This is a genomic window from Sutcliffiella rhizosphaerae, assembly GCF_917563925.1.
GTDB lineage: Bacteria > Bacillota > Bacilli > Bacillales > Bacillaceae_I > Sutcliffiella_A > Sutcliffiella_A rhizosphaerae.
The window spans coordinates 55174-79639 of sequence record NZ_CAKJTJ010000013.1 but is presented as its reverse complement, the minus strand read 5'-3'; the positions used below and the strand labels follow the sequence as shown (position 1 = coordinate 79639).

General features: G+C 36.2%; 29 protein-coding genes. 17 read left to right on the top strand and 12 right to left on the bottom strand.

Annotation, left to right across the window (positions count from 1 at the left end):
• The first annotated feature begins 28 nt into the window (after positions 1–28).
• A complete protein-coding gene (locus tag LRP81_RS12840) occupies positions 29–880 on the top strand; it encodes a VOC family protein (RefSeq protein WP_230501710.1) in 852 nt (283 codons plus the stop codon).
• 524 nt (positions 881–1404) lie between these two features.
• Here LRP81_RS12840 and LRP81_RS12835 read toward each other — a convergent pair.
• The gene (locus LRP81_RS12835; protein WP_230501708.1) at positions 1405–1581 is read right to left on the bottom strand and encodes a hypothetical protein; all 177 of its coding nucleotides are present in this window, start codon (positions 1579–1581) and stop codon (positions 1405–1407) included.
• Positions 1582–1652: 71 nt separating this feature from the next.
• On the opposite strand from LRP81_RS12835, the gene LRP81_RS12830 reads away from it, so the two are divergent.
• On the top strand, positions 1653–2177 hold the full coding sequence (locus LRP81_RS12830) for a DUF3231 family protein (RefSeq protein ID WP_230501706.1): 525 nt from the start codon (positions 1653–1655) through the stop codon (positions 2175–2177).
• A 135-nt stretch (positions 2178–2312) separates the two neighbouring features.
• Here LRP81_RS12830 and LRP81_RS12825 read toward each other — a convergent pair whose 3' ends face one another.
• The 3 genes from LRP81_RS12825 to LRP81_RS12815 all read right to left on the bottom strand — a co-directional run bounded on the left by LRP81_RS12825 (position 2313) and on the right by LRP81_RS12815 (position 4537).
• Positions 2313–3194, bottom strand: a complete 882-nt coding sequence (locus tag LRP81_RS12825; RefSeq protein WP_230501704.1) for a GNAT family N-acetyltransferase — start codon at positions 3192–3194, stop codon at positions 2313–2315.
• 78 nt (positions 3195–3272) lie between these two features.
• Positions 3273–3452: a hypothetical protein gene (locus LRP81_RS12820; RefSeq protein WP_230501702.1), complete on the bottom strand. Its 180-nt coding sequence runs from the start codon at positions 3450–3452 to the stop codon at positions 3273–3275.
• 110 nt (positions 3453–3562) lie between these two features.
• Positions 3563–4537: a ring-cleaving dioxygenase gene (locus LRP81_RS12815; RefSeq protein ID WP_230501700.1), complete on the bottom strand. Its 975-nt coding sequence runs from the start codon at positions 4535–4537 to the stop codon at positions 3563–3565.
• Positions 4538–4829: 292 nt separating this feature from the next.
• Between LRP81_RS12815 and LRP81_RS12810 the strand changes: the two genes are divergently transcribed.
• From LRP81_RS12810 to crcB, 5 genes are all read left to right on the top strand, one after another.
• Positions 4830–6062, top strand: coding sequence for a hemolysin family protein (locus tag LRP81_RS12810; protein ID WP_230501698.1), 1233 nt, complete (start codon positions 4830–4832; stop codon positions 6060–6062).
• Positions 6063–6224: 162 nt separating this feature from the next.
• Complete coding sequence (gene proC / locus LRP81_RS12805) at positions 6225–7037, top strand: pyrroline-5-carboxylate reductase (RefSeq protein ID WP_399207663.1); 813 nt, start codon at positions 6225–6227, stop codon at positions 7035–7037.
• 195 nt (positions 7038–7232) lie between these two features.
• Positions 7233–8297 (top strand): SDR family oxidoreductase, encoded by a 1065-nt coding sequence (locus LRP81_RS12800; RefSeq protein WP_230501696.1) that lies wholly within the window; start codon positions 7233–7235, stop codon positions 8295–8297.
• Between the two features lie 213 nt (positions 8298–8510).
• Positions 8511–9020: a fluoride efflux transporter FluC gene (locus LRP81_RS12795; RefSeq protein ID WP_230501694.1), complete on the top strand. Its 510-nt coding sequence runs from the start codon at positions 8511–8513 to the stop codon at positions 9018–9020.
• 30 nt (positions 9021–9050) lie between these two features.
• Positions 9051–9425 carry a fluoride efflux transporter CrcB gene (crcB, locus tag LRP81_RS12790; protein WP_230501692.1) on the top strand — a complete coding sequence of 125 codons (375 nt, stop codon included), beginning with the start codon at positions 9051–9053 and terminating at the stop codon, positions 9423–9425.
• Between the two features lie 191 nt (positions 9426–9616).
• On the opposite strand, the gene LRP81_RS12785 is transcribed toward crcB, so the two are convergent.
• Entirely contained in the window at positions 9617–10885 is a 1269-nt protein-coding gene (locus LRP81_RS12785; RefSeq protein ID WP_230501689.1) for a histidine kinase dimerization/phospho-acceptor domain-containing protein, read from the bottom strand.
• A 112-nt stretch (positions 10886–10997) separates the two neighbouring features.
• On the opposite strand from LRP81_RS12785, the gene LRP81_RS12780 reads away from it, so the two are divergent.
• The gene (locus tag LRP81_RS12780) at positions 10998–11264 is read left to right on the top strand and encodes a hypothetical protein (protein ID WP_230501687.1); all 267 of its coding nucleotides are present in this window, start codon (positions 10998–11000) and stop codon (positions 11262–11264) included.
• Positions 11265–11403: 139 nt separating this feature from the next.
• Here the strand turns inward: LRP81_RS12780 and LRP81_RS12775 are convergent, their stop codons facing one another.
• The gene (locus LRP81_RS12775) at positions 11404–11916 is read right to left on the bottom strand and encodes a MerR family transcriptional regulator (protein WP_230501685.1); all 513 of its coding nucleotides are present in this window, start codon (positions 11914–11916) and stop codon (positions 11404–11406) included.
• Positions 11917–12211: 295 nt separating this feature from the next.
• Between LRP81_RS12775 and LRP81_RS12770 the strand changes: the two genes are divergently transcribed.
• The 3 genes from LRP81_RS12770 to wrbA all read left to right on the top strand — a co-directional run bounded on the left by LRP81_RS12770 (position 12212) and on the right by wrbA (position 14534).
• Entirely contained in the window at positions 12212–13513 is a 1302-nt protein-coding gene (locus LRP81_RS12770) for a helix-turn-helix transcriptional regulator (protein WP_230501683.1), read from the top strand.
• A gap of 13 nt (positions 13514–13526) precedes the next feature.
• A complete protein-coding gene (locus LRP81_RS12765; protein WP_230501681.1) occupies positions 13527–13670 on the top strand; it encodes a hypothetical protein in 144 nt (47 codons plus the stop codon).
• 249 nt (positions 13671–13919) lie between these two features.
• On the top strand, positions 13920–14534 hold the full coding sequence (wrbA, locus tag LRP81_RS12760) for an NAD(P)H:quinone oxidoreductase (RefSeq protein WP_230501679.1): 615 nt from the start codon (positions 13920–13922) through the stop codon (positions 14532–14534).
• 31 nt (positions 14535–14565) lie between these two features.
• Here wrbA and LRP81_RS12755 read toward each other — a convergent pair whose 3' ends face one another.
• Positions 14566–14898: a hypothetical protein gene (locus tag LRP81_RS12755; RefSeq protein WP_230501677.1), complete on the bottom strand. Its 333-nt coding sequence runs from the start codon at positions 14896–14898 to the stop codon at positions 14566–14568.
• Positions 14899–15107: 209 nt separating this feature from the next.
• On the opposite strand from LRP81_RS12755, the gene LRP81_RS12750 reads away from it, so the two are divergent.
• Complete coding sequence (locus LRP81_RS12750; protein ID WP_230501744.1) at positions 15108–15890, top strand: aldo/keto reductase; 783 nt, start codon at positions 15108–15110, stop codon at positions 15888–15890.
• Positions 15891–16181: 291 nt separating this feature from the next.
• Here LRP81_RS12750 and LRP81_RS12745 read toward each other — a convergent pair whose 3' ends face one another.
• A complete protein-coding gene (locus tag LRP81_RS12745) occupies positions 16182–16958 on the bottom strand; it encodes a FixH family protein (protein WP_230501676.1) in 777 nt (258 codons plus the stop codon).
• A gap of 152 nt (positions 16959–17110) precedes the next feature.
• On the opposite strand from LRP81_RS12745, the gene LRP81_RS12740 reads away from it, so the two are divergent.
• A complete protein-coding gene (locus tag LRP81_RS12740; RefSeq protein WP_317987071.1) occupies positions 17111–17533 on the top strand; it encodes a GNAT family N-acetyltransferase in 423 nt (140 codons plus the stop codon).
• A gap of 164 nt (positions 17534–17697) precedes the next feature.
• On the opposite strand, the gene LRP81_RS12735 is transcribed toward LRP81_RS12740, so the two are convergent.
• Positions 17698–18597 (bottom strand): RluA family pseudouridine synthase, encoded by a 900-nt coding sequence (locus LRP81_RS12735; protein WP_230501672.1) that lies wholly within the window; start codon positions 18595–18597, stop codon positions 17698–17700.
• 142 nt (positions 18598–18739) lie between these two features.
• Here LRP81_RS12735 and LRP81_RS12730 point away from each other — a divergent pair, with 142 nt between their 5' ends.
• Positions 18740–19138 (top strand): DUF5365 family protein, encoded by a 399-nt coding sequence (locus LRP81_RS12730; protein ID WP_230501670.1) that lies wholly within the window; start codon positions 18740–18742, stop codon positions 19136–19138.
• Between the two features lie 156 nt (positions 19139–19294).
• Here LRP81_RS12730 and LRP81_RS12725 read toward each other — a convergent pair whose 3' ends face one another.
• Both LRP81_RS12725 and LRP81_RS12720 read right to left on the bottom strand, forming a co-directional pair.
• Positions 19295–19765, bottom strand: a complete 471-nt coding sequence (locus LRP81_RS12725) for a thioredoxin family protein (protein ID WP_230501668.1) — start codon at positions 19763–19765, stop codon at positions 19295–19297.
• Between the two features lie 2 nt (positions 19766–19767).
• Positions 19768–20202 (bottom strand): disulfide oxidoreductase, encoded by a 435-nt coding sequence (locus tag LRP81_RS12720; protein WP_230501666.1) that lies wholly within the window; start codon positions 20200–20202, stop codon positions 19768–19770.
• Positions 20203–20440: 238 nt separating this feature from the next.
• Here LRP81_RS12720 and LRP81_RS12715 point away from each other — a divergent pair, with 238 nt between their 5' ends.
• Complete coding sequence (locus LRP81_RS12715; RefSeq protein ID WP_230501664.1) at positions 20441–21976, top strand: carbon-nitrogen hydrolase family protein; 1536 nt, start codon at positions 20441–20443, stop codon at positions 21974–21976.
• Between the two features lie 349 nt (positions 21977–22325).
• On the opposite strand, the gene LRP81_RS12710 is transcribed toward LRP81_RS12715, so the two are convergent.
• Positions 22326–22745 (bottom strand): DUF4395 domain-containing protein, encoded by a 420-nt coding sequence (locus tag LRP81_RS12710; protein WP_230501662.1) that lies wholly within the window; start codon positions 22743–22745, stop codon positions 22326–22328.
• Between the two features lie 178 nt (positions 22746–22923).
• Here LRP81_RS12710 and LRP81_RS12705 point away from each other — a divergent pair, with 178 nt between their 5' ends.
• Positions 22924–23826, top strand: coding sequence for an AEC family transporter (locus LRP81_RS12705; protein ID WP_230501659.1), 903 nt, complete (start codon positions 22924–22926; stop codon positions 23824–23826).
• 81 nt (positions 23827–23907) lie between these two features.
• Positions 23908–24465 carry a glycerol-3-phosphate responsive antiterminator gene (locus LRP81_RS12700; RefSeq protein ID WP_317987070.1) on the top strand — a complete coding sequence of 186 codons (558 nt, stop codon included), beginning with the start codon at positions 23908–23910 and terminating at the stop codon, positions 24463–24465.
• Position 24466 lies beyond the last annotated feature (1 nt).

The window sequence follows — 24466 nt, the reverse complement described above, 5'->3', positions numbered from 1 at the left end:
TTTTAAATAGGTAATGGAGGATTTTATTATGACTAATTTTCATAAAGCCCCAGCGACTTATGTTGGGGAAGTATTATTAAATGTACAAAATTTGCCTCGCTCCGTTGATTTTTATAAAGAAGTAATAGGGTTTCAAGTCTTGGAGCAAACTGCTTATAAAGCTTCCTTTACTGTAGATGGGAAAACGCCAATTCTTACGGTACAACAACCAAATGATGTAGCTCCAAAGCAAGTACGTGCAACCGGCTTATATCATTTTGCACTTTTACTCCCATCGAGGGCAGACTTGGGAAGTATACTCAAGCATTTCATCGATAAAAAAGTAAGATTACAGGGTGCTTCTGATCATCTTGTAAGTGAAGCTCTATATCTTGCAGATCCAGACGGCAATGGAATTGAAATATACAGCGACCGCTCTGCATCGGATTGGAAGTGGCATGGAACAGAAGTGGAAATGGCTTCAGTTGCTCTGGATGCTGAATCTATCTTAGAAGAGGCAGCCGGGAAACAGTGGACTAAACTACCGAACGATACAAAAATGGGGCATATTCATCTTCATGTCTCTGATTTAAAAGAGGCAGAAGAGTTTTATACTAAAGTACTTGGATTTGATGTCGTCACACGCTATGGAGGGCAAGCATTATTTATTTCTACTGAGCGTTATCATCATCATATTGGGTTAAATACTTGGAATGGGATAGGAGCGCCTATACCAGCTCCAAATTCTGTAGGGTTAGAGTGGTATACCTTAGTATATCCAACAGATAAAAAGAGAATTGCAGCAGTTGAAGCTTTGCAAGCTCATCATGCACCTTTAGAGAAAATAAATGAAGCTTATTTTACGCAAGATCCGTCAGGTAATAGACTTAAGTTAGTATAGAAACGGACTTCTTCATGAAGTCTCAGTGTGTAAACAAAGGTACATTTTTAATTAAATAAATGCAATTCCCTTGTTGATTGTAGTGGAAGACGCGCAGACTCCTCGAAAATGCTACCACATTTTCTTCGTGCGATGAATTGCTGTCGAAGCCTTCCTTGTCTTGCGGGAGGAAGGGACATGGGAACCCCACGGGGCGCAGCCCGAGGAGGTTCCCGGACCGCCCGCGGAAAGCGAAGCGTCTGAAACGAAGATCAACAGTTAAATGTAAATCTAAAAATAATTTGGGTATGTCAACAGTCTAGGACTTCTTCATGAAGTCTCAGTGTGTAGACAAAGGTACTTTCTTATGTTAACGCGATTCCTATGTTGATCGTAGTGAAAGACGCGAAGACTCCTGCGGGAGGAAGGGACATGGGAACCCCACGGGGCGCAGCCCGAGGAGGTTCCCGGACCGCCCGCGGAAAGCGAAGCGTCTGAAACGAAGATCAACAGTTAAATGCAAGTCTACAAATAATTTGGGTATGTCAACAGTCTGGGACTTCTTCATGAAGTCTGTTTTTTTTGATAAAAACAACTTTCTTTTCTTTTATAATTTTGCCAACACGAACGAAAGAAGAAAATCGTTCACTTTGGCAGTGATACTCCACTTTCAAAATTACAATAGTGTTGAAGATATTACCTCCCCAAAAACGACCATCCATATATGACCGTCATAACTTTCTTTGCAAAATATCTATTGTAATTACACAATTTAATAAGAAATAATAGTCTGATGGGAGTTATATATGAAGAAGAACATAACATACAGCTGACAACACCGGAAATTGCAGCTCTCTGGATGACTTACATACAAAACAGTGCAACAATTTGTTTTTACAAACACTTTCTTCAGAATATGAAAGATAAAGAAATTGAGAAAATAGTAAGGGGAGCACTATTATTAAAACAGGGCATTAATGAGGAAATAAAAAAGCTTTTCAATAGTGAGGGTTTACCAATTTCTGATGGTTATTCTGATAAAGATGTAAATCTATCTGCTCCAGCGCTATTTACTGATTTATTTGCACTTAGCTTTGCTTATCGAGTAGGGCAGATGACAGTGCCTTATTATGCGACAGTCTTAACTAAAATAGCGCGCAGTGATGTTGTAAAAAATTTTAGTGAATGGTTAAATTCCTCTTCTAAGCAATATCGTCATGCGTTACAGTTAATGCTTTCAAAAGGAGTTTATGATAGACCACCGAAAATTCCTTATCCTAAAAAGAGGGTGGATGAAACAACCCCCACAAGCATTTGATCGTGAAAAGGTGCAAGAATAAAGCTGGAATTCCATTTCTGGTTCCAGCTCATTGCCATTCCAACATTTACAATCTATGTTTTTCCTGCAGGATGTTGTAGCAATACTTCCCAACGACTCCCATAGAGAAGTGAGCTATTCTGGATTCTTATTTTTTATATAGTAATCGAGTTCATGATCCAAAGAAAATCCAATTTTTTGATAAAGTTTCAGTGCTTTCTTATTAGATGCGTTCACACATAATTGTAAAGAATCAATGGAAGGGAAGGAAAAAATCCATTGGACAGCCCCTTTTAAAAGGGTCGCTCCAATCCCCTTATTTTGAAATGAGGGATTAACAGCAAAGAATTCAATGCTAGCTTCTCCAAATGCAGGTTCTGTTTCTGCATAGATATATCCTGCGAGTTTCTGATCCTTTTCAAAAATAAATACCTTCCGATTATCATTCATTCGATCTATAATTTCTTGCCCACTGTAGTAAGTATTCGGAAATGAACTGTCATGGAGAGACTTCATTTCATCATACAGTGGTGGAGTCAACTCTGTTAGACTGAATTTTTCCATTTTAGTTGTTTTCGAATTCATACTTAAAATAGCTTGTTCACTCTTTTTTTCAAAGTTTAATAAAGAAGCTAAATCCTTCACTTTTTTATTATTCTTATCAGGAAACATAGCGACACTGACTATATTTTCTGGTAATAATTTTGTTAACTCAGTATAAAGGGCCTCTGGAGAAATCGCTTCTTCCATAAAAGGGCCGATAATTTCAGCAGAGTTATTATGTAAATCAGCGTCAAAGCCAATAACACCTATAAGTTTATTATCATGTAATGCCAATAAAAAAGATTGCTCATAGGGTATGTCTGTTAAGTTCTCTTTTAATGTAGCAGCAATTTCTTCATGGTTTTTTCCACAAAATCCAATATGCTGTTCTGCCATATTATTTTTTATGGCAATAAATTCAGCCACCATGTTAATGGTATCTCTTGATGGTTTTTTAATAGTTTGCTGTATCATGTTCTGACCTCCAAACAAAAACCGGGTAGTATGCTTACCCGGAATTTACAGATAATTAACAATTATAACATAAATACTTTATCTCTTAATAATATTTTTTAACCCAAGATAAATTAAGGCAAGTGAGAATATTAATACGGAAATAACGCCAACAATGTTTGTGATCGGTTCCAAAGCTGCAAAAGTTCCTGTCATAGGCACTCTAAGAAGTCCGAAACCGGCTAACATCGCTGCTAAGAATAATAAAATTCTTTCCATGTGACACCCTCCTTTCCCTTTTAATTATTATATGTGTATTAGCACATTTTTGTTTGCGCTTTCAATACAATTGTTGAAAATAGTAAAATAGCCTGCTAAACAACAGCAGGCTATTCTTCATCCATATTAAGAGGTCTCAAACTTGCTTCTATTTCAGCTCTTTTTGGTTCTAAAAATGGTGGTAATGCTAGTCGTTCTCCTAACTCTTCCAAAGGTTCATCTGCACTGAATCCCGGTGTATCAGTAGATAATTCGAATAAAATACCATTTGGCTCTCTAAAGTACAAAGCCTTAAAATAGTATCTTTCCACCTCACCTGAGTTTGGTAAGCGTGTTTCTTTCACTCTCTTTACCCAATGTTTGAACTCTTCCTGATCAGGGATTCGGAATGCCACATGATGTACACCACCACGTCCCAATTTTTCCTTTGGAAGGTCTGGTCTAGTTTCTATATGAACCTCAGCACCTAAACCTCCCTCACCTGTTGCATACACTTCAATTTCAGGAAAATCATCTTTAAGAGAAGGGTAGGACTCAACATAATGAAAACCAAGAACATTAGTTAATATGCTGGTAGTCGGCAATGAAGATTTAACAGTTAACGTAACTGGACCGAGACCGACTATGGCATTTTCGATAGGAATATCAGGCTTATCCCATGGGACCCCTGCTGTAACACCTTTTTCATTGTTCTCAGCAAAAAGAACCAACTTAGTTCCTTCAAAGTCTTCAAATGCTATAGAATCTCTATTTCCTCTTTTTTCGATAGTTCCGTGTTTAATTTCATATTTTTCAAAACGTTCTTTCCAAAAATGAAGGGACTCAGTAGTTGGTACCCGAAGCGAGGTTGATGAAATACTGGAAGAGCCCTCATAGTTCCTGCCTAGTCCTGGTATATCAAAAAAAGTAATTTCTGTTCCAGGGCTACCATTTGCATCTCCATAAAATAAGTGATATGAAGAAGTATTATCTTGATTAACTGTCTTTTTTACTAAGCGCATGCCAAGAATATTCGTGAAGAAATAGAAATTCGTTTCTGCTTTCCCAGTTAATAGTGAGACGTGGTGCAAACCTAATAGTTTCATGATGGCATCGCTCCTTTTTAAAGATTAAGTTTTCCAGAGCCAAGTGTAATTTCTGAATGAGAATAAACCAACTTCACGCAGATTGCTTGTGCTTCCCAGTTATGGCCATGGGGTTGAATCCGAAAAAATATCTTGAATTCGAGATAATTATATCACGTAAAAGGAAAATATTCAATAACAGTCATTTTTTTGAAAAGTGAAAAAATTCTCAACTATTTCTGTCTTTTTTATTGCTAAATTACATATTACAAAATATATTAATAGTATAAATATGTAGGAGAGTGATGAGAAATTGGATAGTATACCCTATGACTCGATTATTTTATTGGGGGCGTTGTTTATATTAACAGCATATTTTTCAGCATCAGAAGCAGCTATTACAAGCGTTAATAAAGTACGGTTGCGTAGTTTGGCAACTAACAATGCAAAAGCGAGGATGTCGTTGAATATGGCGGAAAATTTAGATCATAGTGTTTCCACCATTATTATTGGTAATAATATTGCCAAAATAGCTTTCGCGACCATTGCTACAAGCATGGCCATTCAGGTATATGGGGCTAATTCCAGTACCATTGCAATAACTGCTACTATTATTACTGTATTGACCCTTGTCTTTGGAGAATTCTTGCCAAAAGCAATAGCAAATAAAAATGCAGAAAAGTATCTATTTATAAACTCTGCTTCTTTAAAGGCAGTCATGAAACTTTTTTATCCGATTACTTGGTTATTCGTCACTAAAAAAGTGGAACCAACTGTTACGGAAGAAGATGTAATGGCATTGGTGGAGATCGGGGAAGAAGAAGGGACTTTTCTCACTCAGGAAAAAGAATTGTTGCATAATGCCATAGCGTTTGATGATATCGTCGTAAAAGATATACTGACGCCTAGAACTGATGTCGTGGCGATTTCTAAGGAAACGCCTATAGAAGAAATCAAAGAGATATTTATAAAAGAGCAATTTTCAAGATTGCCTTTATATGAAGAGTCCATAGATAATATTACTGGTGTTATTTCATATCGGAACTTTTTTGCTCAATATGTCATTAGTCCCCATTTTTCTCCAATAGACATTGCCAGAAATCCATTTTTTGTTTACGGTTCCGCCAAGGTATCCAATTTATTAAAGGAACTGCAAACATCACAAAACCATTTGGCAATCGTGTTAGATGAGTATGGTGGAACTGCTGGGATTATTACAATAGAAGATATCATTGAGGAAATTGTTGGTGAAATATGGGATGAACATGATAAAAATGAAAATTTAGTGGAAATAATAGATGAACAAAAATTCAGGTTGGATGGCAGGCTGTCTGTTATAGAATTTTTAGAACTTTTAAAGCTGCCAGTAGGTGAAACTACAGCTAATACGTTAAGTGGTTGGATCTCCGAAATGATTGGATATTTACCGGAAAAAGGAGAAAGGGTCGAGTGCGAAAGCTTCATTATTCATATTGAAGAAGTGAAAAAGCATCGTATTCAAAAAGTGCTGATAGAAAAAAATATTGATATGGTCTATTCAGCATAATGATAGAAGCCCCAATCGGTTCATTTCGAACTAATTGGGGCTTTTCGGTTGTATAAAAAAGTGTGAACACAATTACTTTAAAAGTGAGCGTATTACAAATAGTGGCGTTGCCAGTACACTTTTTATATAATCAAACAAGAACGAATAGGAAGTGATACAAAGATGATAAATAAAAAAATTGGTTTTATCGGTTGTGGAAAGATGGCCCAGGCTATTATTGGGGGACTAATTCAATCAGGTCTTGTTGCAAAAGAGGAGCTATTTGCCAGTGCAAAATCAGATGCAACTGTTAATAAAGTAATGGATATGTTTCATATTAATGCTACTACCAATAATGTTGAAGTAGCAGCGAATGCGGATATATTAATTTTGGCAGTAAAGCCTGATCTGCATCAAACGGTTATTGAAGAAGTGAGTAATAGTATAAAAATCGATACTGTCATTATTACGATTGCTGCAGGGATTACCTTAGATTATCTAGAACAAGCATTTGGTAAAAAAATAAAAGCAATACGAGTAATGCCAAATACACCTTCTCTTGTTGGGGAAGGAATGAGCGCTATTTGTGCCAATGAAAGCGTAAAAGAAGAAGAATTGAACGAAGTTAAGGTTCTTTTTGAAAGCTTTGGAAAAGCAGAAGTGTTCCCAGAAAAATTAATGGATACTATTCCAGCAGTAAGTGGTTCTTCTCCTGCGTATGTATACATGTTTATTGAGGCATTGGCAGATGGTGCAGTTAAGCAGGGTATGAACCGAGATCAGGCATACATCCTGGCCGCACAGGCTGTTCTTGGTGCAGCTAAAATGGTACTCGAAACGGGTATGCATCCAGGTGTATTAAAAGATAATGTGTGCACTCCCGGTGGGGCAACCATTGAAGCAGTAACTATACTTGAAAAGCATGGCTTGCGTTCAGCAGTTATGATGGCAATGGAAGCCTGCACAGTAAAGTCAAAGGCGTTAAAAGGTTCCTAACTAAAACCAGTGCCAATTTTTGAAAAAATGGTGCTGGTTTTTTGATGTAATTCATCTCTTTTGGGGTATAGAACAGTAAATTCGCTTGTGCATGGAAAAGATTCCACATCTTCCATGCTTTGATTTATACCCATTTCTATATTAAGATTGTAACAGAGTAGAATGATAAAACCTGTACAACAATGGAGGACCCAAATGAATATATTTTTAACTGGTGCTACTGGTTTTCTAGGAGGAAGATTAATTTGCAACCTCTTAGAGCAAGAGCATGCCGTCTATATATTAGCAAGAAACTTGGACAAAGCAGAAGCTTTAAAGGCATCCTTACCACAAGTCTTTAGAAAAAATGTCCATATACTAAAAGGGGATATTGTTAAACCTAATCTTGGTCTGTCACATGATTTAATGGAAGAGCTTACAAATAAAATTGATATTTTTTATCATTTAGCAGCACTTGTTAAATTTGATCAAGATCTTAAAGACACTTTAATGTCATTAAATTATGAAGGAACGAAAAATGCCATTAATTTTGCAAATACTATTAAAGTACCAAAGTTTCTTCATATAAGCACTGCATATACAGTTGGTGTTTCAAATGAAGGTAAGGAAAAACTGTATGATTTAAATCAAGCATTTAATAATCCTTACGAAGAAAGCAAAGCGTTTGCAGAGCATGAAGTCATGAAATTTAATGAATCCATGGATATTTCTATTTTTAGGCCAGCAATTATTGTTGGGGATTCCAAAACTGGAGAAGCGGACTCGAGTTTTACTTTATATGGTTTCATGAGAGGGCTCGAATTGTTTAAAAAAAGGTTAGACAGAAAGAAATATCAAGACAAAGTTCATCTGGTTGGTTCAAAAGAGGGAACATCTAACCTTGTTCCTGTTGACTATGTGGCAGATATTTTAACACTAGCAGCAAAGAAAGCGGAAAGAAATAGAATCTATAATATTACTAATCCTTCACCACCTACTAACAGAGAGGTATTGGAGACTATAAAACAGCATCTTGGTTTTGATTCATTGGGAATCTATGAAAAAGGGACTAGTTTTACTCTAAGTCCAGTGGAAGAACAATTAAACAGGATGATAGATGTTTTCGGTCCTTACTTGGATAGAAGTATCAATTTTGAAGACAATAATACACAAGCGCTTCTTGCTGGCAGTCCAATTGCTCACTTAAACATGACGAATGAAATAGTGGAAATTATTGTTCGAGCATATTTTCTTCAAAAGAAAGAGGCTTTACACGCATAAAGAGGAGTGGATTCATTTTAGAATCCACTCTCAGACTGTTGACAAACCCAAATTATTTTTAGATTTGTATATAACTGTTGATCTTCGTTGCAGACGCTTCGCTTTCCGCGGGCGGTCCGGGAACCTCCTCGGGCTGCGCCCTGTGGGGTTTCCCATGTCCCTTCCTCCCGCAGGAGTCTGCGCGTCTTCCACTACGATCAACAAGGGAATTGCATGGATTTAAATAAAAATGTACCTTTGTCTACACACTGGGAGTGGATTCATTTTAGAATCCACTCTTTTTTTAGTAATGGGTATGACAATGTTATAGTTACTTTAACATGCTTGGATGAACAGGTAGGTGGTTTTATGTGGGGTAACATTTTTGCGGTTTTTGTTGGTGGGACAATTGGAACACTTTTCCGTTACGGTATCAACTTAATGATAAGTGGTTATAGCTATCCAGTTGGGACCTTACTTGTAAATATAATAGGCAGTTTTTTACTAGGTGTACTTACAGGTTGGGCTCTTCTAAAAAAACCAATACATTGGCTCAAAACAGGGCTAGGGGTGGGGTTTTGTGGAGGCTTCACTACAATGTCTACATTTGCTTTCGAATCATTCCATTTATTTGGTAGTAGTAAACTTAGTGGGTTTATCTATATTATTAGTTCAATTGCTAGTGGGATATTATGTGCGGTAGTTGGTGTCATAATTGGAAGGAAATTTGCTTTTATGCACTAGTAATATGATACGGCGTATGGAGAGTGACTAATGTATATGACCCTATTATTGGCGATTGGGGGTGGCTTTGGTTCATGCTTTAGATATCTGATTGGACTCGTTATTATGAAAAAATTCCCGAATCAAACTCTTCCAATAGCCATTTTATTTGTTAATATTATCGGTTCTTTTCTTTTAGGTTTTCTTATAGCAATTTTGCCACAAGAAACTAGTTTGTATCAAAATCCAACTTATAAAATCTTTGGGATTGGCATGTTGGGTGCATTTACGACTTTCTCTACTTTCAGTGTTGAAGCAGTTCAATTAATGTTGGACAAACAATACAAAATTGCATCATTCTATATTGTTTTAAGCATTGCCGGTTCTATTTTGGGATTTTATTTAGGCTATTTACTAAGCGTATAATTTTCTTTTATTACGTAATCTAAGTTGTTCCTTTACTATTACGGCTTATTACCAAAAGATTGTTGCTATTAAACCGTTAAAAAGCCGGATTCTGAACTTTGAACTAACATATTGGTTGAAAACCTAATGTTGATAAAGAGATTGTCACGAGCTTCATGTTAGTTCAAGTTGACAGGTTGCCATGCAGTAAATTACGATTTCAAACTATGTGCAGGCAGTGAAATTATCATGGATTTTCTCCATATTTTTCTTTTGAGTGTGACATCTCCTCCATGTGCTAACACTAAAGTGTAAGCAGAATATAGAGATTGATCTGTTTTACTGCCTATTAAAGTAGATAAGTGACGTAGGGTTAGAAAATTCTCTTTCATCTTAACTCCTTTAGGAAAGTTTACTTCGTATGTTACTTCGTTATGATAAAGGTAATGGTTAATAGATAAATTTCTCATTTCTCCGGAATGGAAATCAATACAATATTTAAGTATTGTAATAATTGATTCAGATAGTATCTGCATATTCCCCTTAACACCCCAACTTCGCTTACTGTTTACATGTATCGTTACATTATTATTCTTGGCATAAATATATAATTCATCGATTACATTCTCCAACAATTTACTCGAGGATATGTATCCAGAAGGAGGTGCTTCTACCTGGGCAAGTTTCAAATAAGAATTGAAAATCCTTTCTGCACGGCTCAATTCAGTCAAAATAATAGGAACATACTCTTTATTTACTTGATTGGGTTGAATACCTAGTAACTGCGCAAACCCTTTTACAATCGTTAATGGTTTATTTACCTCTAGTGTTACCTCATTTGCGAGTTCATTTAGGTGGGATAGCTTTCTCAGTTTCTTTAACTGAATCTGCATTTCTTCAAAGCCACATAAAAATTCTACTAAATATATAATAAGCATGGTAAAGCAAACGATAATGGTACATGTCCATAGTATTTGAAAAAGAGTATCACCAATTGTATTACTTCTGTTCACATTAAAAATGAGATATTCAATAGTGTGAAGGGAGTAAATGATACAAGAAATAACAAAAGCAACAGTGTACTTTTGTCTGGATGAAAGATACTTCCATGTGGAGTGAATGTAAAGTGGAACTACTATCATCAAAGGAGTTAATACATATGTATGAAGAATATTGACAGGTTCAGATAGAAAAAATGGATACATAAAAAATGCACCAATTGTCAATAAACCTGCTAAATAGCCACTATAAATAAATGCTATTATGAGGGGAATGAAGGCGAAATGTATAGAATATCCGTCTGGAGTTACTATTGGAAAATGAATACTGAAAATAGCAGATGTTGTACAAAACAAAAAAGCTAGGATTTGGCGTTTAAATAATGAATGTGTGGAATGATGCTTATGAACTATTATATAGTATAGTATGGAAGGGACGATGAAAAAGAATAATTGAAGTAAAATATCTTTCAGCACGTTCATTACTTGACCCCTTATCATGATGTGAAATATTTGGTTGATATTAACAAATTATCACAAATAAAAAGAAAATTCTACAAAATTTGAAAAAATACAGTAAATGGGAGGTTCTTTGATGCAAGACCATTTAACCACCTTATATAAGCAGCTCTGGAACAATCGATCATTAAATGAAGACAGTGTGGGTACAGATGTCCTTCAGATGGCAATCCAAAAGGAATTAAAGGATGAAATGACACATCCTCGCATTAGAAAACAGCCTCATGAAAAATATATACTGGCTATTAAACGAATTCTCCTTTCCTCTCTAAGCGAAAAGGATCAAATCCTGTTAATAAATGAATATACAATGGTCCTAGATCTATTAAAAAAAGAAAGCTGACCAGTACGAATAATGGTCAGCTTTGCTAATATTGGTGTTATGCATTGGTCATAAGCTAATACGCAAAAAAGAAAAGAAACCCTCCTTCTCGCTTCCTCGCAATAGCTTGTCGTATTTGAAAGAGGAGCTTGAGCTTTTCTTATAATCCAAAAATAGCTCGGAACACATTTTTGCGTTTGTTTTTAAATGGAGGCTCTTGATTGAAAAAATGAGAGGTTTCTTGTTTGGTAGTTGGTTTTACTTGAACATCATTTAGCATCTCTTCTAAAATCTCTACTTTTTGAGTCAACTCTTCAATCTCTTTTCGCTGCTGTAGGAGCTGGTAGGATACTACTTCATCTGCTTTTTGTTGTAGTAGTTGTTCCGTTCTCATAATTCTTTCTGTTAATATCTTTATTTTTTTATCCTGTTGGTTATAGGGGGAGGATACTTCTCTGTTTTTTTCCATACTTCCATTCGCAAATAAATCTAAAGTTCCCGCTGTCTCGGTATTTCCTTTTAAGGTTTCAAGAAGGGCAATCGCTTCAGCGTTATAAACATAATGACCATAATCATTTTTTGTACAAGGAATATCGTGTTCCTTGACCCACTTCCGGACGGTTCTAGGAGCCATACCCAACTCTTTTGCAACTTCATGTGTTTTTAATAGCATTCCATATCCCTCCTTTTCTTAATGTAATTAAACATTCTTATAATAATCCCTTCATGAAAGACAAAACTAGTTATCGTTCGTCAAAACTAGTGATGTTTAAACAAATCCTCCTGTAGAAATGAAAAAAAAGGAATATAATACTAATTAAATATGCCTAGATAACTACTAATAAGGGTTACCAAAGGAAGATAAAGCTTTTATAATAGGAGTACGAGAGTAATAGTCCTTTTGACTAATATATCTATTTGTAGTAATCTGAATTTTTAAAATAGAATACGGCGAAGGAATGGTCCATATGCTAAATTTAGATCAGCCATCTGCGAAGACAACAAACATGGATATCGGTAGTAAAATCAAATTTTTTCGCATCCAAAAAAATCTCAAACAAGATGAGCTTGCAAAGGGAATTATATCGGTCTCCTATTTATCAAAAATAGAAAATAACCAAACCTCTCCTAGTGAGGAAGTATTAAAGTTATTATGTGAGCGCTTAGATGTTAGTTTAATTGAGCAGCAGGATGACCTTATTTTTCAAGAAATAATGGATTGGTACAAATTGATGGTTTCGAATAAGAAAGAAGAAATTGAATACAAATATGAGGAGCTTTCTAAAAGGATCCAATCAGCAAATACGAAAACATATATGTATTTTGTCTTGTTTGAATTACGTTATCACTTGTATTTTCGTAATACAAATCAGGCAAAAGTACTCATTGAAAAGCTTGAGCAATTCATGGACATCTTTGATATTCAAATGCATTATTATTTTCAAAAATTCTATTCGATCTATGAGTATCGTTTAACTAACTTTGTTCAAGCCTTAAAGCATTTGAAAACTGCTGAAAAGCTTTTACAACGCAACTCCAATTTCGAAAAGTCGGAGGAAGCAGATCTGTACTACATGTTTGGCCTTACATACAGCCAATTAATGATTGTACCTCTAAGTATTACATATACAACGAAAGCATTACATGAATTTCAAGCAACCTATGAATTTAAAAGAAGTGCAGAATGCCAAATTCTTCTTGGGATTTCCTACAGAAGGATTGGAGAATATGATCGTTCAGAAGAAAGCTACCTATTGGCCCAAAAGGTTTCAGAGTCTTTAAATAATACCTATTTAAAATCACTGATTCATCATAATTTAGGAAAGCTTTATTCCATACAAGGTCTGCACACGGAGGCTATCATTCAATTCAAAAACAGTTATGAATTGAAAGATGAAAATAAGCCGTTAAGAAAATTAAATTCCATATATTGTATCCTTTTAGAATACGATAAATTAGGTGAAGTTGCACAATGTAAAAAATGGCTTCAAGTAGGAAAACAGATTTTAGAACATCATCAAGGTGCTCTCGAATACCAATATTATTTTTCCATGCATGAATCCATATTGGCTGGTGATTTTGAAAGGTTCGATGAGATTTTTCAGGAGCAAGCAATGCCTTATTTTCTTGAAAAAGAGCATCAAGAGCCTTTAATCCTTTATGCAGAAAGATTGGCTCAATACTTTGAGAAAACTTTCAAGTATAAAAAAGCCAGCCAGTATTATTCAATATGCTATAGAGAAATAAAAAAACAAACATTTCTTAGGTGAGGAGATGGGTTAGATGAAAAAGTTATTAGTTCTCGTGTCGTTTGTTGTACTGTTTTTGTATGGCGGTGATAGTGAAGTAAAGAAGGCTGAAGCTTCTAAACATTATGGAGAGGTATTCTCACCCGATAAGGATGAACATCCAGGTATTGACGATTAACTAACAGAATAGTAGATTTTTTACCCATCAGTTATCTGGTGGGTTCTTTTTTTAGCAATCACATTTAACAAAATCTGAGGATAATCATCTCATCCAACGTCATGTGAAAAGTGATAGAGATAGTTTGATTTCAAAGTAAATGGGTATCTGAATACATATAAGGGTATGAGGAGAATGTTTGCTAATTATACTTCATGCATTTTAAAGGCTTTCGATTTCAAAAACTTACAAAGAGGAGAGATAAATATTATGTCTAAAGATGTTAAAGTGGCAATCATTTATTACAGCTCTACTGGTACAAACTATAAACTTGCGAAAAAAGCGGAAGAAGCAGCGAAAGAAGCTGGATCAGAAGTAAAACTTCTCAAAGTAAAAGAGCTTGCTCCAGAAGAAGCAATTAATTCGAATCCTGAATGGAAGAAGCACTATGAAGAAACAAAGGATATTCCAGAAGTAGACTTAGAGGATTTATTATGGGCGGATGCCTATATTTTCAGTATGCCGACAAGATATGGGGCAGTACCTGCTCAAATGAGGCAATTTCTTGATACAACAGGTGGGTTATGGGCGGAAGGTAAGCTTGTTAATAAAGTAGCGAGTGCCATGACTTCCGCAAGTAATCCTCATGGGGGGCAAGAACAGACAATATTAAATCTCTATACGACGCTTTACCATTGGGGGGTAATAGTAGCAGCTCCAGGATATACGGATTCGTCGCTTTTCGAGGCTGGTGGTAATCCTTATGGGACGAGTGTTACGGTAGATCAGGAGGGGAATTGGAAAGAGGATGTTTCATCAGCTGTAAAACATCAAACAAAAAGAACCCTTCAGGTTGCATCTGCCATAAAAAACAGCCTTCAATAATGAGAGAAAAACACCCACCCGAGTAAACTCGTTAGCGGGGTTGGTGTTTTTTACTGAACTTATTTATCATATATGATCGTTGCACAGATAAGTAAGCAAGATAAACTGTGGTGCAAAAAATGGTAGTAATCATATTAAACAACATTCCACTAGTATAAAGGAGACTGTCTACTTGAATGGTCATAAAATACCAAATGCTAGTGGTCGTAAACCAGGTAAAGACAATAAAGGAAAGGCTGATGATGGCGTGAAATAAAAAAGCACCTTTTCTCATTACCATTAGGGAGACATATAAATAACCAACCATTACCGAGGCAATAATAGCCAATACATTTAGCAGCATCATGTAATCGTATATCTCCATTATATAACTCCTTTATTTGGCTAACTTTCTCATAGGTTTAGAAAGCAGCCTTTTTTTATTTATATAGAAGGACAATAGAAAAGGTGATTGGCGAGTTAAAATATTTGCATATTCTCTTATTTAACGCATAATAAAAGTATTCTAGAATTAGGATGGTGAGAAAAGTGGAAAATTTAGCATCAACCACAACCTTACATAATGGAGTAAAGATGCCATGGTTCGGTTTAGGGGTATTTAAAGTAGAAGAAGGAGAACAGGTGGAGAACTCTGTTCGAATGGCAATCAATGCGGGTTACAAAAGCATTGACACTGCAGCAGTTTACAGAAATGAAGAAGGTGTGGGAAAAGCAATAAAAGAATCAGATGTTCCACGTGAAGAGCTTTTTATTACATCAAAAGTATGGAACTCTGAGCAGGGATACGAATCCACATTAAAAGCGTTTGATGAGAGTATGCAAAAACTTGGTCTGGATTATCTTGATCTTTACCTGATCCATTGGCCTGTAAAAGGAAAATATGTAGACACTTGGAAAGCGTTGGAGAAGCTTTATAAAGACGGAAAGGTACGTGCGATAGGGGTTAGTAATTTCCATATCCACCATCTAAAAGATATTTTTGAAATAGCTGAAGTGAAGCCGATGGTCAACCAGGTGGAATATCATCCTAAATTGTCTCAAGTGGAGCTTGTGAAATTCTGTAAAGAAAACGAAATCCAATTTGAAGCTTGGTCCCCATTAATGCAAGGACAGCTTCTGGATAATGAAGTGTTGCAAGAAATTGCTGATGCTCATCAAAAGTCGGTTGCACAAGTCATTCTTCGTTGGGATCTTCAAAACGGAGTAGTAACCATTCCTAAATCAGTTAAAGAACACCGAATCAAGGAAAATGCGGACATCTTTAATTTTGAGCTATCTGCGGAAGAGATGGAAAAAATCAATTCCTTGAATGAAAACAAGCGTGTTGGTTCTGATCCTGATAATTTTAACTTCTAATAATCGGAATTGCCATGTTTATCTCCGTTAAGCAAAAGAAGAAGTCATCGTGAAGGTTGTTTTAATCTTCTAGATTAGTTTTGACCTCATACTATTACTAAAAAAAGGTGCCACTCTTTTTGGAGAGTAGCACCTTATATATTGTGTTGATGCACGGTGCAGAAATTAGTGAACATAGTCGTTTCGTCGATAAAATCGAAAAACCGTCGATAAGTGGTACGGTTTCGTCGATGTATCTTTCTCAATCCCCCTAATCCCTCTATGAAAGCAACCGATTTAACCTCAAAAAATTTATTGTACTTCTAATTCTTCTATTTGGTGTTCATGTAAATCATCTTTTTCCACATGAATCTGTACATAATGCAGGCCGTTTTGATCAAAGGTTGTTTTTGCCTCGTATATTCCATCATTTACTTCTTCAGCATCTATGAAAGTATGATTTTCTGAGTCTTTATGCCATATCTCAAAACGCACATCAGCACCTGTAAATGCAACATCTTCTAAAGATAGCTCAGTCTGTAATGTAGTCTCCTTGTTTACGACTACAGAAGTCTCAGGCAAGAATGTTAAGGATAAAGAATTGTCATGCTCACTTCCATGACTATGATGATCATGGTGTTCTGTTTCTTCATGATCATCATGATCATGTTCTGTTGGCTCCGGGTTTCCGACCGTCAATTCTACACGTGGCATTACATGCATGTCTCTTGCAGTGGTATGGGCAACCACATAATAAAATCCGTCTTCTTCAAATGTTTTCGAAATGGAGTAGACTCCTTCTCCATCATTCGTTGCTTCTATTTTTTCATGGTCTTCTTCATGACCTTGTCTCCAAATTTCAAAAAGTACTTCATTGGCGTCATCTACATTATCGTCACCTTGAGTAACTAACGCTTCTATCTTTACTTCTTTATTAAGCTCTACATTTTCAGGAAGCTTGATTTCTACCTCAACCATAGTCGGTATAGCATTATTCGTTCCATTTGTGTTCTCTTTATTATCAGCATTTCCACAAGCTGCTAATAGCATAAATGAAAACATACTTAATAAAAGACCTATCTTTTTCAACCAAAACACTCCTTCCAATCAATGATTATATTATAACTAGAATCCTTACTGAAATTTTTTGAAAAAAGATCAATCCTGTGAACAAAAATAGTACAATATTGGTAATAGCCATAAAAGTGGAAGCCTATACATAAAAGGAGTGGAGAAGAATGATGAAAAGACTTCAAACTCGTGAAGAGCTATTGCAAGGACTAGAAGTATTAAGAGAATTAAGGCCACATCTTACAAATGATTTTTTCTTTCAAACGTATGAAAAGATGTCCGAAGAGGGCTATGAACTTCATGCGTACTACGATGGTGAGGAAATAGTGGCAGTGACAGGTATTATTACCCTCACCAATTTTTATGATGGAAGACATATTTATGTTTATGATCTTGTGACAAAAAATACGGGTAGGTCAAAAGGTTACGGGGAAAAGCTGTTGCAATACGTAGAAGAGCTAGGTAGAGAACAAGGGTGTGAAAAAGTGACCTTATCGTCAGGGTTGGTCCGAGTTCACGCACACCGTTTCTATGAAGAGAAAATGAATTATGAGAAGGCAAGTTACGTTTTTCGCAAAAGCCTTGTTCAATAGTAGAAGGGACTGATAAAAAAGTCATGCTTAATGACTTTTTGTCAGTCTCTTTTTTAGAATTACTTTAAACAGAACGTGCTCTTAAAATGGAAGTAAAGAGCACGTTTACTATGGAAATGCGATTTCCCCACAAAGCCTATTTAGTATTGCGTTTGGAATGCAAATTAATAATAGTCTGTTAATTGTACAAACTTTGGGCCAAAATCTACGGGTAAGGGAGCAACCGTAGTAATGATAGAATTCGTAAATGGATGCGGGACACTTAGCTCCCAAGCATGGAGGCTATGGCGGTGATGATTACTTGTGGCACCATATAATTTGTCTCCAAAAAGTGGATGACCAATACTGCTCATATGTACCCGAATTTGATGAGTTCTCCCAGTATCAAGAGTTATTTTCAAAAGAGAACATTTTTCGTTTGGGAACTCCTTCAATACTTTATAATGTGTCAAAGCTTTTTGACCTGATGGAGATACTCTTCTTCTTGTGGCATGGTGTCGATCCTTTCCAATCGGAGTATCTATCGTTCCTTCTTTTTTCTTCATAACACCTTCCACTAGGGCTATATACGTCCGTTTTATCTTCCGTTCTTCTAATAATTTATCCAGTATGGCACCGCTGATGGCATGCTTAGCAAAAAGGATGGCACCGCTTGTATCTTTATCTAGACGATGCGTGTGGCGTACCTTTGCATGAATGCCTTTTTCTTTAAAATAGTAAGCTACTCCATTTGCAAGGGATTCCTGTACTTCTACAGAACTTGGGTGGGTTTCTACTCCAGCAGATTTATTGATTATTAATAGATGCTCATTTTCAAATAAAACCTGAATTGCGAGATTGGAGGCTGATGGTTCGATATTCTCTGGAAAAATTGGAATAGAAATGAGGTCTCCTTGTTGAAGTGGTTGCGTCCATACAGGGATTTCTTTATTTACTGTAACTAATTTTGACATGCGAATTTCATGCAGTAGCTTTTTGGACACTAGAATATCCTGTCTCAAGTAGTCTTGGAGAGTAGGTAAGTGATTTCCAGAAACGGTAATATCTATAGATTGACTTGTCATATTTTTCTCCTATTTATGTAGAAATTTTTTAAGGTTTTTTATGTCGGATTTAGTCTAAGGATTCCATTAACTACCTCCGCCATCATAGGGCTATTTATGTTACTCTTTTCATATATTGAAGATAAAAAGGTGGGTTTCATACGTGAAAGTAGTACATGCATCAACTCCAGAACAGGAGGATCATATCTGTGAACTGATACAGCACCTCCTGACAAATATTTTACCATTTCATTTCACAGATCAAGAGATAGAAGTTACCCTTCACACAGGCACTGTATATGATATCTTTTCCAACTATAATGGAACGTTAAAAGAAGCATTTCAAATTATTTCTAGCTTGCAGACAATTATAGCTGTCATTGAAACGGTACAAAAAGAAGAAATTAGAAATAAGCATATTGAGTTATTTAAGCGTAATGTAAACATGTTAATAGACTTTGGATTTACCTTTCCATATGCACTGAATCAATTTAAGCAAAGAGACATGACTGGAAGCTTTTTTAGTAAGTTTATGCGTGCTTCTAATCAATACCTAGTGTAACAAAAAAAGGGTCTGACCAGAAAGTGAATACTTTCATCTGGCAGTCCCTTTTATTTTTCGGAAGATTCCTTAATAAAACGACGCTGTTTATCTCCGCAATAGGCTTAGCTTATTTAAGAAAATCGCCATACACTGCTAAAAGTCTAAAGAACCTAGTTATTCATTTACACTTTCAAACCAGTCAGAAAAAACTGTATGGTCTTTATGGTAATTTACTAAACGATCCACTTCCTGTCCATTTTCGAAATGGATGAAGGTAGGTGTCGATTCAATATTATAGACATCCCAGCCCTCTTGAAACTCTTGCAGGTTGTACATTTGAAGATCAATTCCCATATCTTCTGCCATTGGTACAACTACTGGACTCGTTTGTTTACATGCTGGACATGTAGAGCTGTAGAAATAAATGGTTTTTGTTTCTCCTGCATCCAGTTCTTCTTCTAATTGGTCAGGAGTAATAACGTTTTGATATAGAGGGTCTTCTAGTTGCTTTACTGTTTCAGGATGAAGTTTGCTTTTGCCGAAAGGATTACCTTCAGCATTTTGTGTTTGTTGTATATTTGTGACGACAACTAATGCAATAAAGATTGCTGTAATGACTCCGACTATGACTAAGAGCTTTTTCATCGTTATTTCCCTGCTTTCTTTTCAATTTTTCTTACATAAAACATAATGATAGTGATTAGAGTAAAGGCAATAAGTGCTAAAAACGGGATGGTAATAAACCCTAGCCAATTAATATATTGGCCATTACATGGAACAACTCCACAACCTATGGATGCTTCTCCAAAAAAGTTAACCTTTTGTACGAGATAATGGTAAAAAGAAATCGTTCCACCGATAATGGAAAGAGGCAATACGTACGTGGAAATAGATGCATCTTTCTTGATGGCTGCAATTCCAAGTATCACTACAAGCGGATACATTAATATTCGTTGATACCAGCATAAATTACATGGTATAAACAGCATAACTTCAGAGAAAAATAGGCTTCCAAGTGTGGCGACAAGTGCAACTATTGTCGCTAACAGTAAAAGATTCTCGACTTTTTTGGAATTATCCACTCATATTCACCTCTCTTGAATTCAAGATACTTTCCTTAAAATTATAGTCCTAACTTACTTGCTTTGCAAAGTTATTCCTTTATAGATATTGTGAACATTTTTTGTCTTTCAATGCTTACTTCAATCATGAAAAGTCACAAGTTTTGGTATGATAATATTGGGGAATAAGTAATATTGGACTAATCATTAAACTGATCAGTTACACTAGAAAGTCTACATAAGTTCAGGAGTTGAGGGCATGTCAAAGATTGATTTATCTAAATTTGAAAAAAGAATGATTATCCGAAATATAGAAATGAAAGATATAGATGATATCATAGCTCTTCAACATTTGTGTTTTCCTGGGATGGAACCATGGAAAAGAGAACATTTGGAAAGTCATTTGAATATGTTCCCTGACGGTCAATTATGTGCGGAGTATGATGGGCAAATTATCGGCTCTTGCTCAAGCTTACTTATTAATTTTGATGAGTATGATGATCGCCATACATGGGACGATATTACCGATGAGGGATATATTACAAACCATAATCCAGATGGCTATAATTTATATGGAATTGAAGTAATGGTGCATCCTGAATACCGCAGAATGAAGGTTGGCCATCGTTTGTATGAGGCGCGAAAAGACTTAGCAAGAAGACTGAATTTAAAGAGTATTATTATTGGGGGAAGGATCCCATTTTATCATAAATATGCAGATGAAATGTCCCCGCGTGAATATGTTCGTCATGTTATGCGGCATAAGATTTATGATCCAGTTCTTTCCTTTCAATTACTGAATGAATTTACACTAATGCGTATTAATCCAGGTTATTTGCCGGATGATGTTGCTTCCAATAAATATGCAACGTTAATGGAATGGAATAATGTTGAATACATTCCACAGACAAAGCGCCATTTTAAAACGTCGTTCCCAGTTCGAATTTGTGTTGTTCAATACATGATGAAATCAATCAACTCTTTTGATGAGTTTGCAAACCAGGTGGAGTATTATACGGATGTTGCCTCAGATGCAGGGGCAGACTTTGCGGTATTCCCAGAGATATTCACAACACAATTGATGAGTTTCCTACATGAAAAAGTACCTAGCAAAGCAGTTCAACGATTAACCGAATTTACCGAACAGTATATTCAATTGTTTACAGATCTTGCAGTAAAATACAATGTCAATATCATTGGTGGATCACATTTTGTAGAGGAAGATGAAAAAGTCTTTAATATTGCATATTTATTCCGCCGTGATGGGACGATTGAGAAACAATATAAAATTCATATCACACCAAATGAACGGAAATGGTGGGGGATTAGTAGAGGAGAAAGTGTAAGAGTCTTCGATACAGATTGTGGAAAAATAGCAATTCAAATATGTTATGACATTGAATTCCCTGAGTTAGCGCGAATAGCAACCGAAAAAGGAGCAAACATTATCTTCTGCCCATTCAATACTGAAGATCGACAAGGCTACTTACGTGTCCGCTACTGTGCTCAGGCACGCGCTGTAGAAAACCAAATTTATACTGTCATTGCAGGTACGTGTGGGAACCTGTCACAAGTAGAAAACATGGATATTCAATACGCACAATCGGCAATATTTGCCCCGTCTGACTTTGAATTTGCCAGAGACGGGATTGTAGGGGAATGTAACCCAAATATCGAAATGGTGATTATTGGTGACGTAGATCTGGAAATCCTCCGCCGCCAACGTCAATCAGGAACGGTACGTCAGCTTAAAGACCGCCGCAGGGATGTGTATGAAATAAAATATAAAAAGTAACATCTTAGGAAAAGCGATCTTTTTTGATCGTCTCAGTGTGTAGACAAAGGTACTTTTCTTATGTTAACGCGATTCCTATGTTGATCGTAGTGAAAGACGCGAAGACTCCTGCGGGAGGAAGGGACATGGGAAACCCCGCAGGGCGCAAGCCCGAGGAGGTTCCCGGACCGCCCGCGGAAAGCGAAGCGTCTGCAACGAAGATCAACAGTTAAATACAAATCTAAAAATAATTTGGGTTTGTCAACAGTCTGAAGCGATCTTTTTTGATCGCTTTTTTATTGTTGGGAAAAGTCAATTGATTGAGAACAAGGTGGAAGGTTTAAAAAAAGGATAAACCCCAAAAATCGGTTCATCCCTTAGCTCTGCGGTATTTATATTGCTGCCATTGAAAACGGAGAAAACAGCCGATACAAAATCCCATAAGTGCCACACTAGATGCAATACCTACCATTAAAGCAAATGCATATCCCACAGCTAAATTTCCAGCATAAAAACCAATGAGGGAAAGTGCCAAACACGTTACAGCAATGGTCTGGTTGAAATGTAGCTGTGCTAATTCTTCCTGAGGGTATGAACTTGAGGGTTTTTTAAGAAATGTTCGGGCAACTTGAAGCACAGGATTCCACTTAAAAAGGAGTCCCGACAACCCTGCCAATAAAGGAAGTGACATAATCCAATAAACCCCTGTCAATAAGGAAAGTATAACTGAAATTAGGATAAACCATTGGTTGAAGGTAACTAACGGCTTTGGTACGGTATGATTTTTCATAGAGATATTATCCCCACCTATTCAATCGGATATAAAAATGATTACTAATATCATACTCCAAGAATATAGCTAAATGCAATAATGAAAACAGAACAGGAGATTCTTTTGAAAAGTTTTGGTAGTATAGGAGTAATATAGATTGCATGCAAGAAATACATAAGGATTCGAGGAGAGAATTTTGATATTTTTACAAGTCATTTTACCGGTGTTTTTAATTTTTGCGATTGGCTTTATTGGTCAGAAAATGCTTGGATTTGATGTGAAAGCACTTTCGAAAATGGCGATGTACTTATTATCACCGGTTCTCGTATTTCGTACATTTTATGTGAACGAGTTTACGAGTGAGCATTTTTATATTATTTTATATTGTTTTCTACTTTGTTTTTCTCTTATTCTAGTTACCTATTGTGTAGCTTGGATTAGAAAGTTTAACAAATCAGAGACATGTGGACTAATCTTATCATCAAGCTTTATGAACAATGGGAATTATGGAACACCAGTTGCGCTTTTATTATTTGGTGCCGCTGGATTCGAATATGCGGTTGTCCTAATGGTTTTTCAATCGCTTTTGATGGCCACGGTGGGGGTCTATTATGCAGCAAAAGGAAGTCCTGATAATGATGGTGTTCGCTCGGCGTTATTATCCGTCGTTAAAATGCCAATTATGTATGGAGCTGTTATAGGACTTTTCTTCCAATTACTGTCTATCCAAATATCCGATTCCATTATGCAGGCCGTGAACCTTGTTGCAGATGCAACGATTCCAGTTATCATGGTCATTCTCGGTATGCAATTAGCTAAAATTTCCATAAGGAATACTGCAAAAGAAAAGCTAGGATATGCTTTATCGATTAAGCTGATCGTATCGCCAATTATTGCATTCTTATTTACCCTTATCTTGCCAGTAGACCTATTAGTAAAGCAATTAATGATCATTATGGCGGCAATGCCTGCAGCTGCAAATACTACGATGTATGCACTAGAATTTAATACAGAGCCAGATTTTGTTTCAAGTGCCACTTTAGTTAGTACACTGCTTTCCATAATAACACTTCCAATTTTGTTTTGGTTGATATTATAGGTATTTAATAAGAGTGAAGGTAAACTTTCAAAAACTGACATTCAATTAAAAAAGAGCTGTTCATAAAGGGGGGCGCACATGATGAGCTTTCAAAATCAAACAATCCTTCCAGCAATAAAAAACGGTAAAACATTGGAAGAATTTTTGAATAGTTCATATGAATATGGGGTTATTTTAGATAGCACTTTGTCTCAGCTACCAGGCTTTTTCCGAGCAGCAAAGAAGTCAGGGAAAAAGCTGTTTGTGCATGTGGACCTTATTTCTGGCTTAAAGAATGATGAACATGCTGCAGAATTCCTTTTTCAGTTTTGGAAGCCGGATGGCCTCATTTCCACTAGGGCAGCTATTATTGCAAAAGCTAAGCAAAGAGGAGTGTATGCAATTCAAAGGCTTTTTTTACTTGATTCCAATGCATTAGAGAAAAGCTATCAGTTAATTGAAAAAGTTCAACCAGATTTTATTGAAGTACTCCCCGGAGTTGTCCCCCATTTGATAAGGGAAGTAAACGAAAAAACGGGCATACCTATTTTAGCTGGAGGGTTGATTCGTTCTGTTGATGACGTGAAAAAAGCTATTGATGCAGGGGCAACAGCTGTCACAACATCCAAGCAGGAACTTTGGGTGCATTACTCGAAATAAT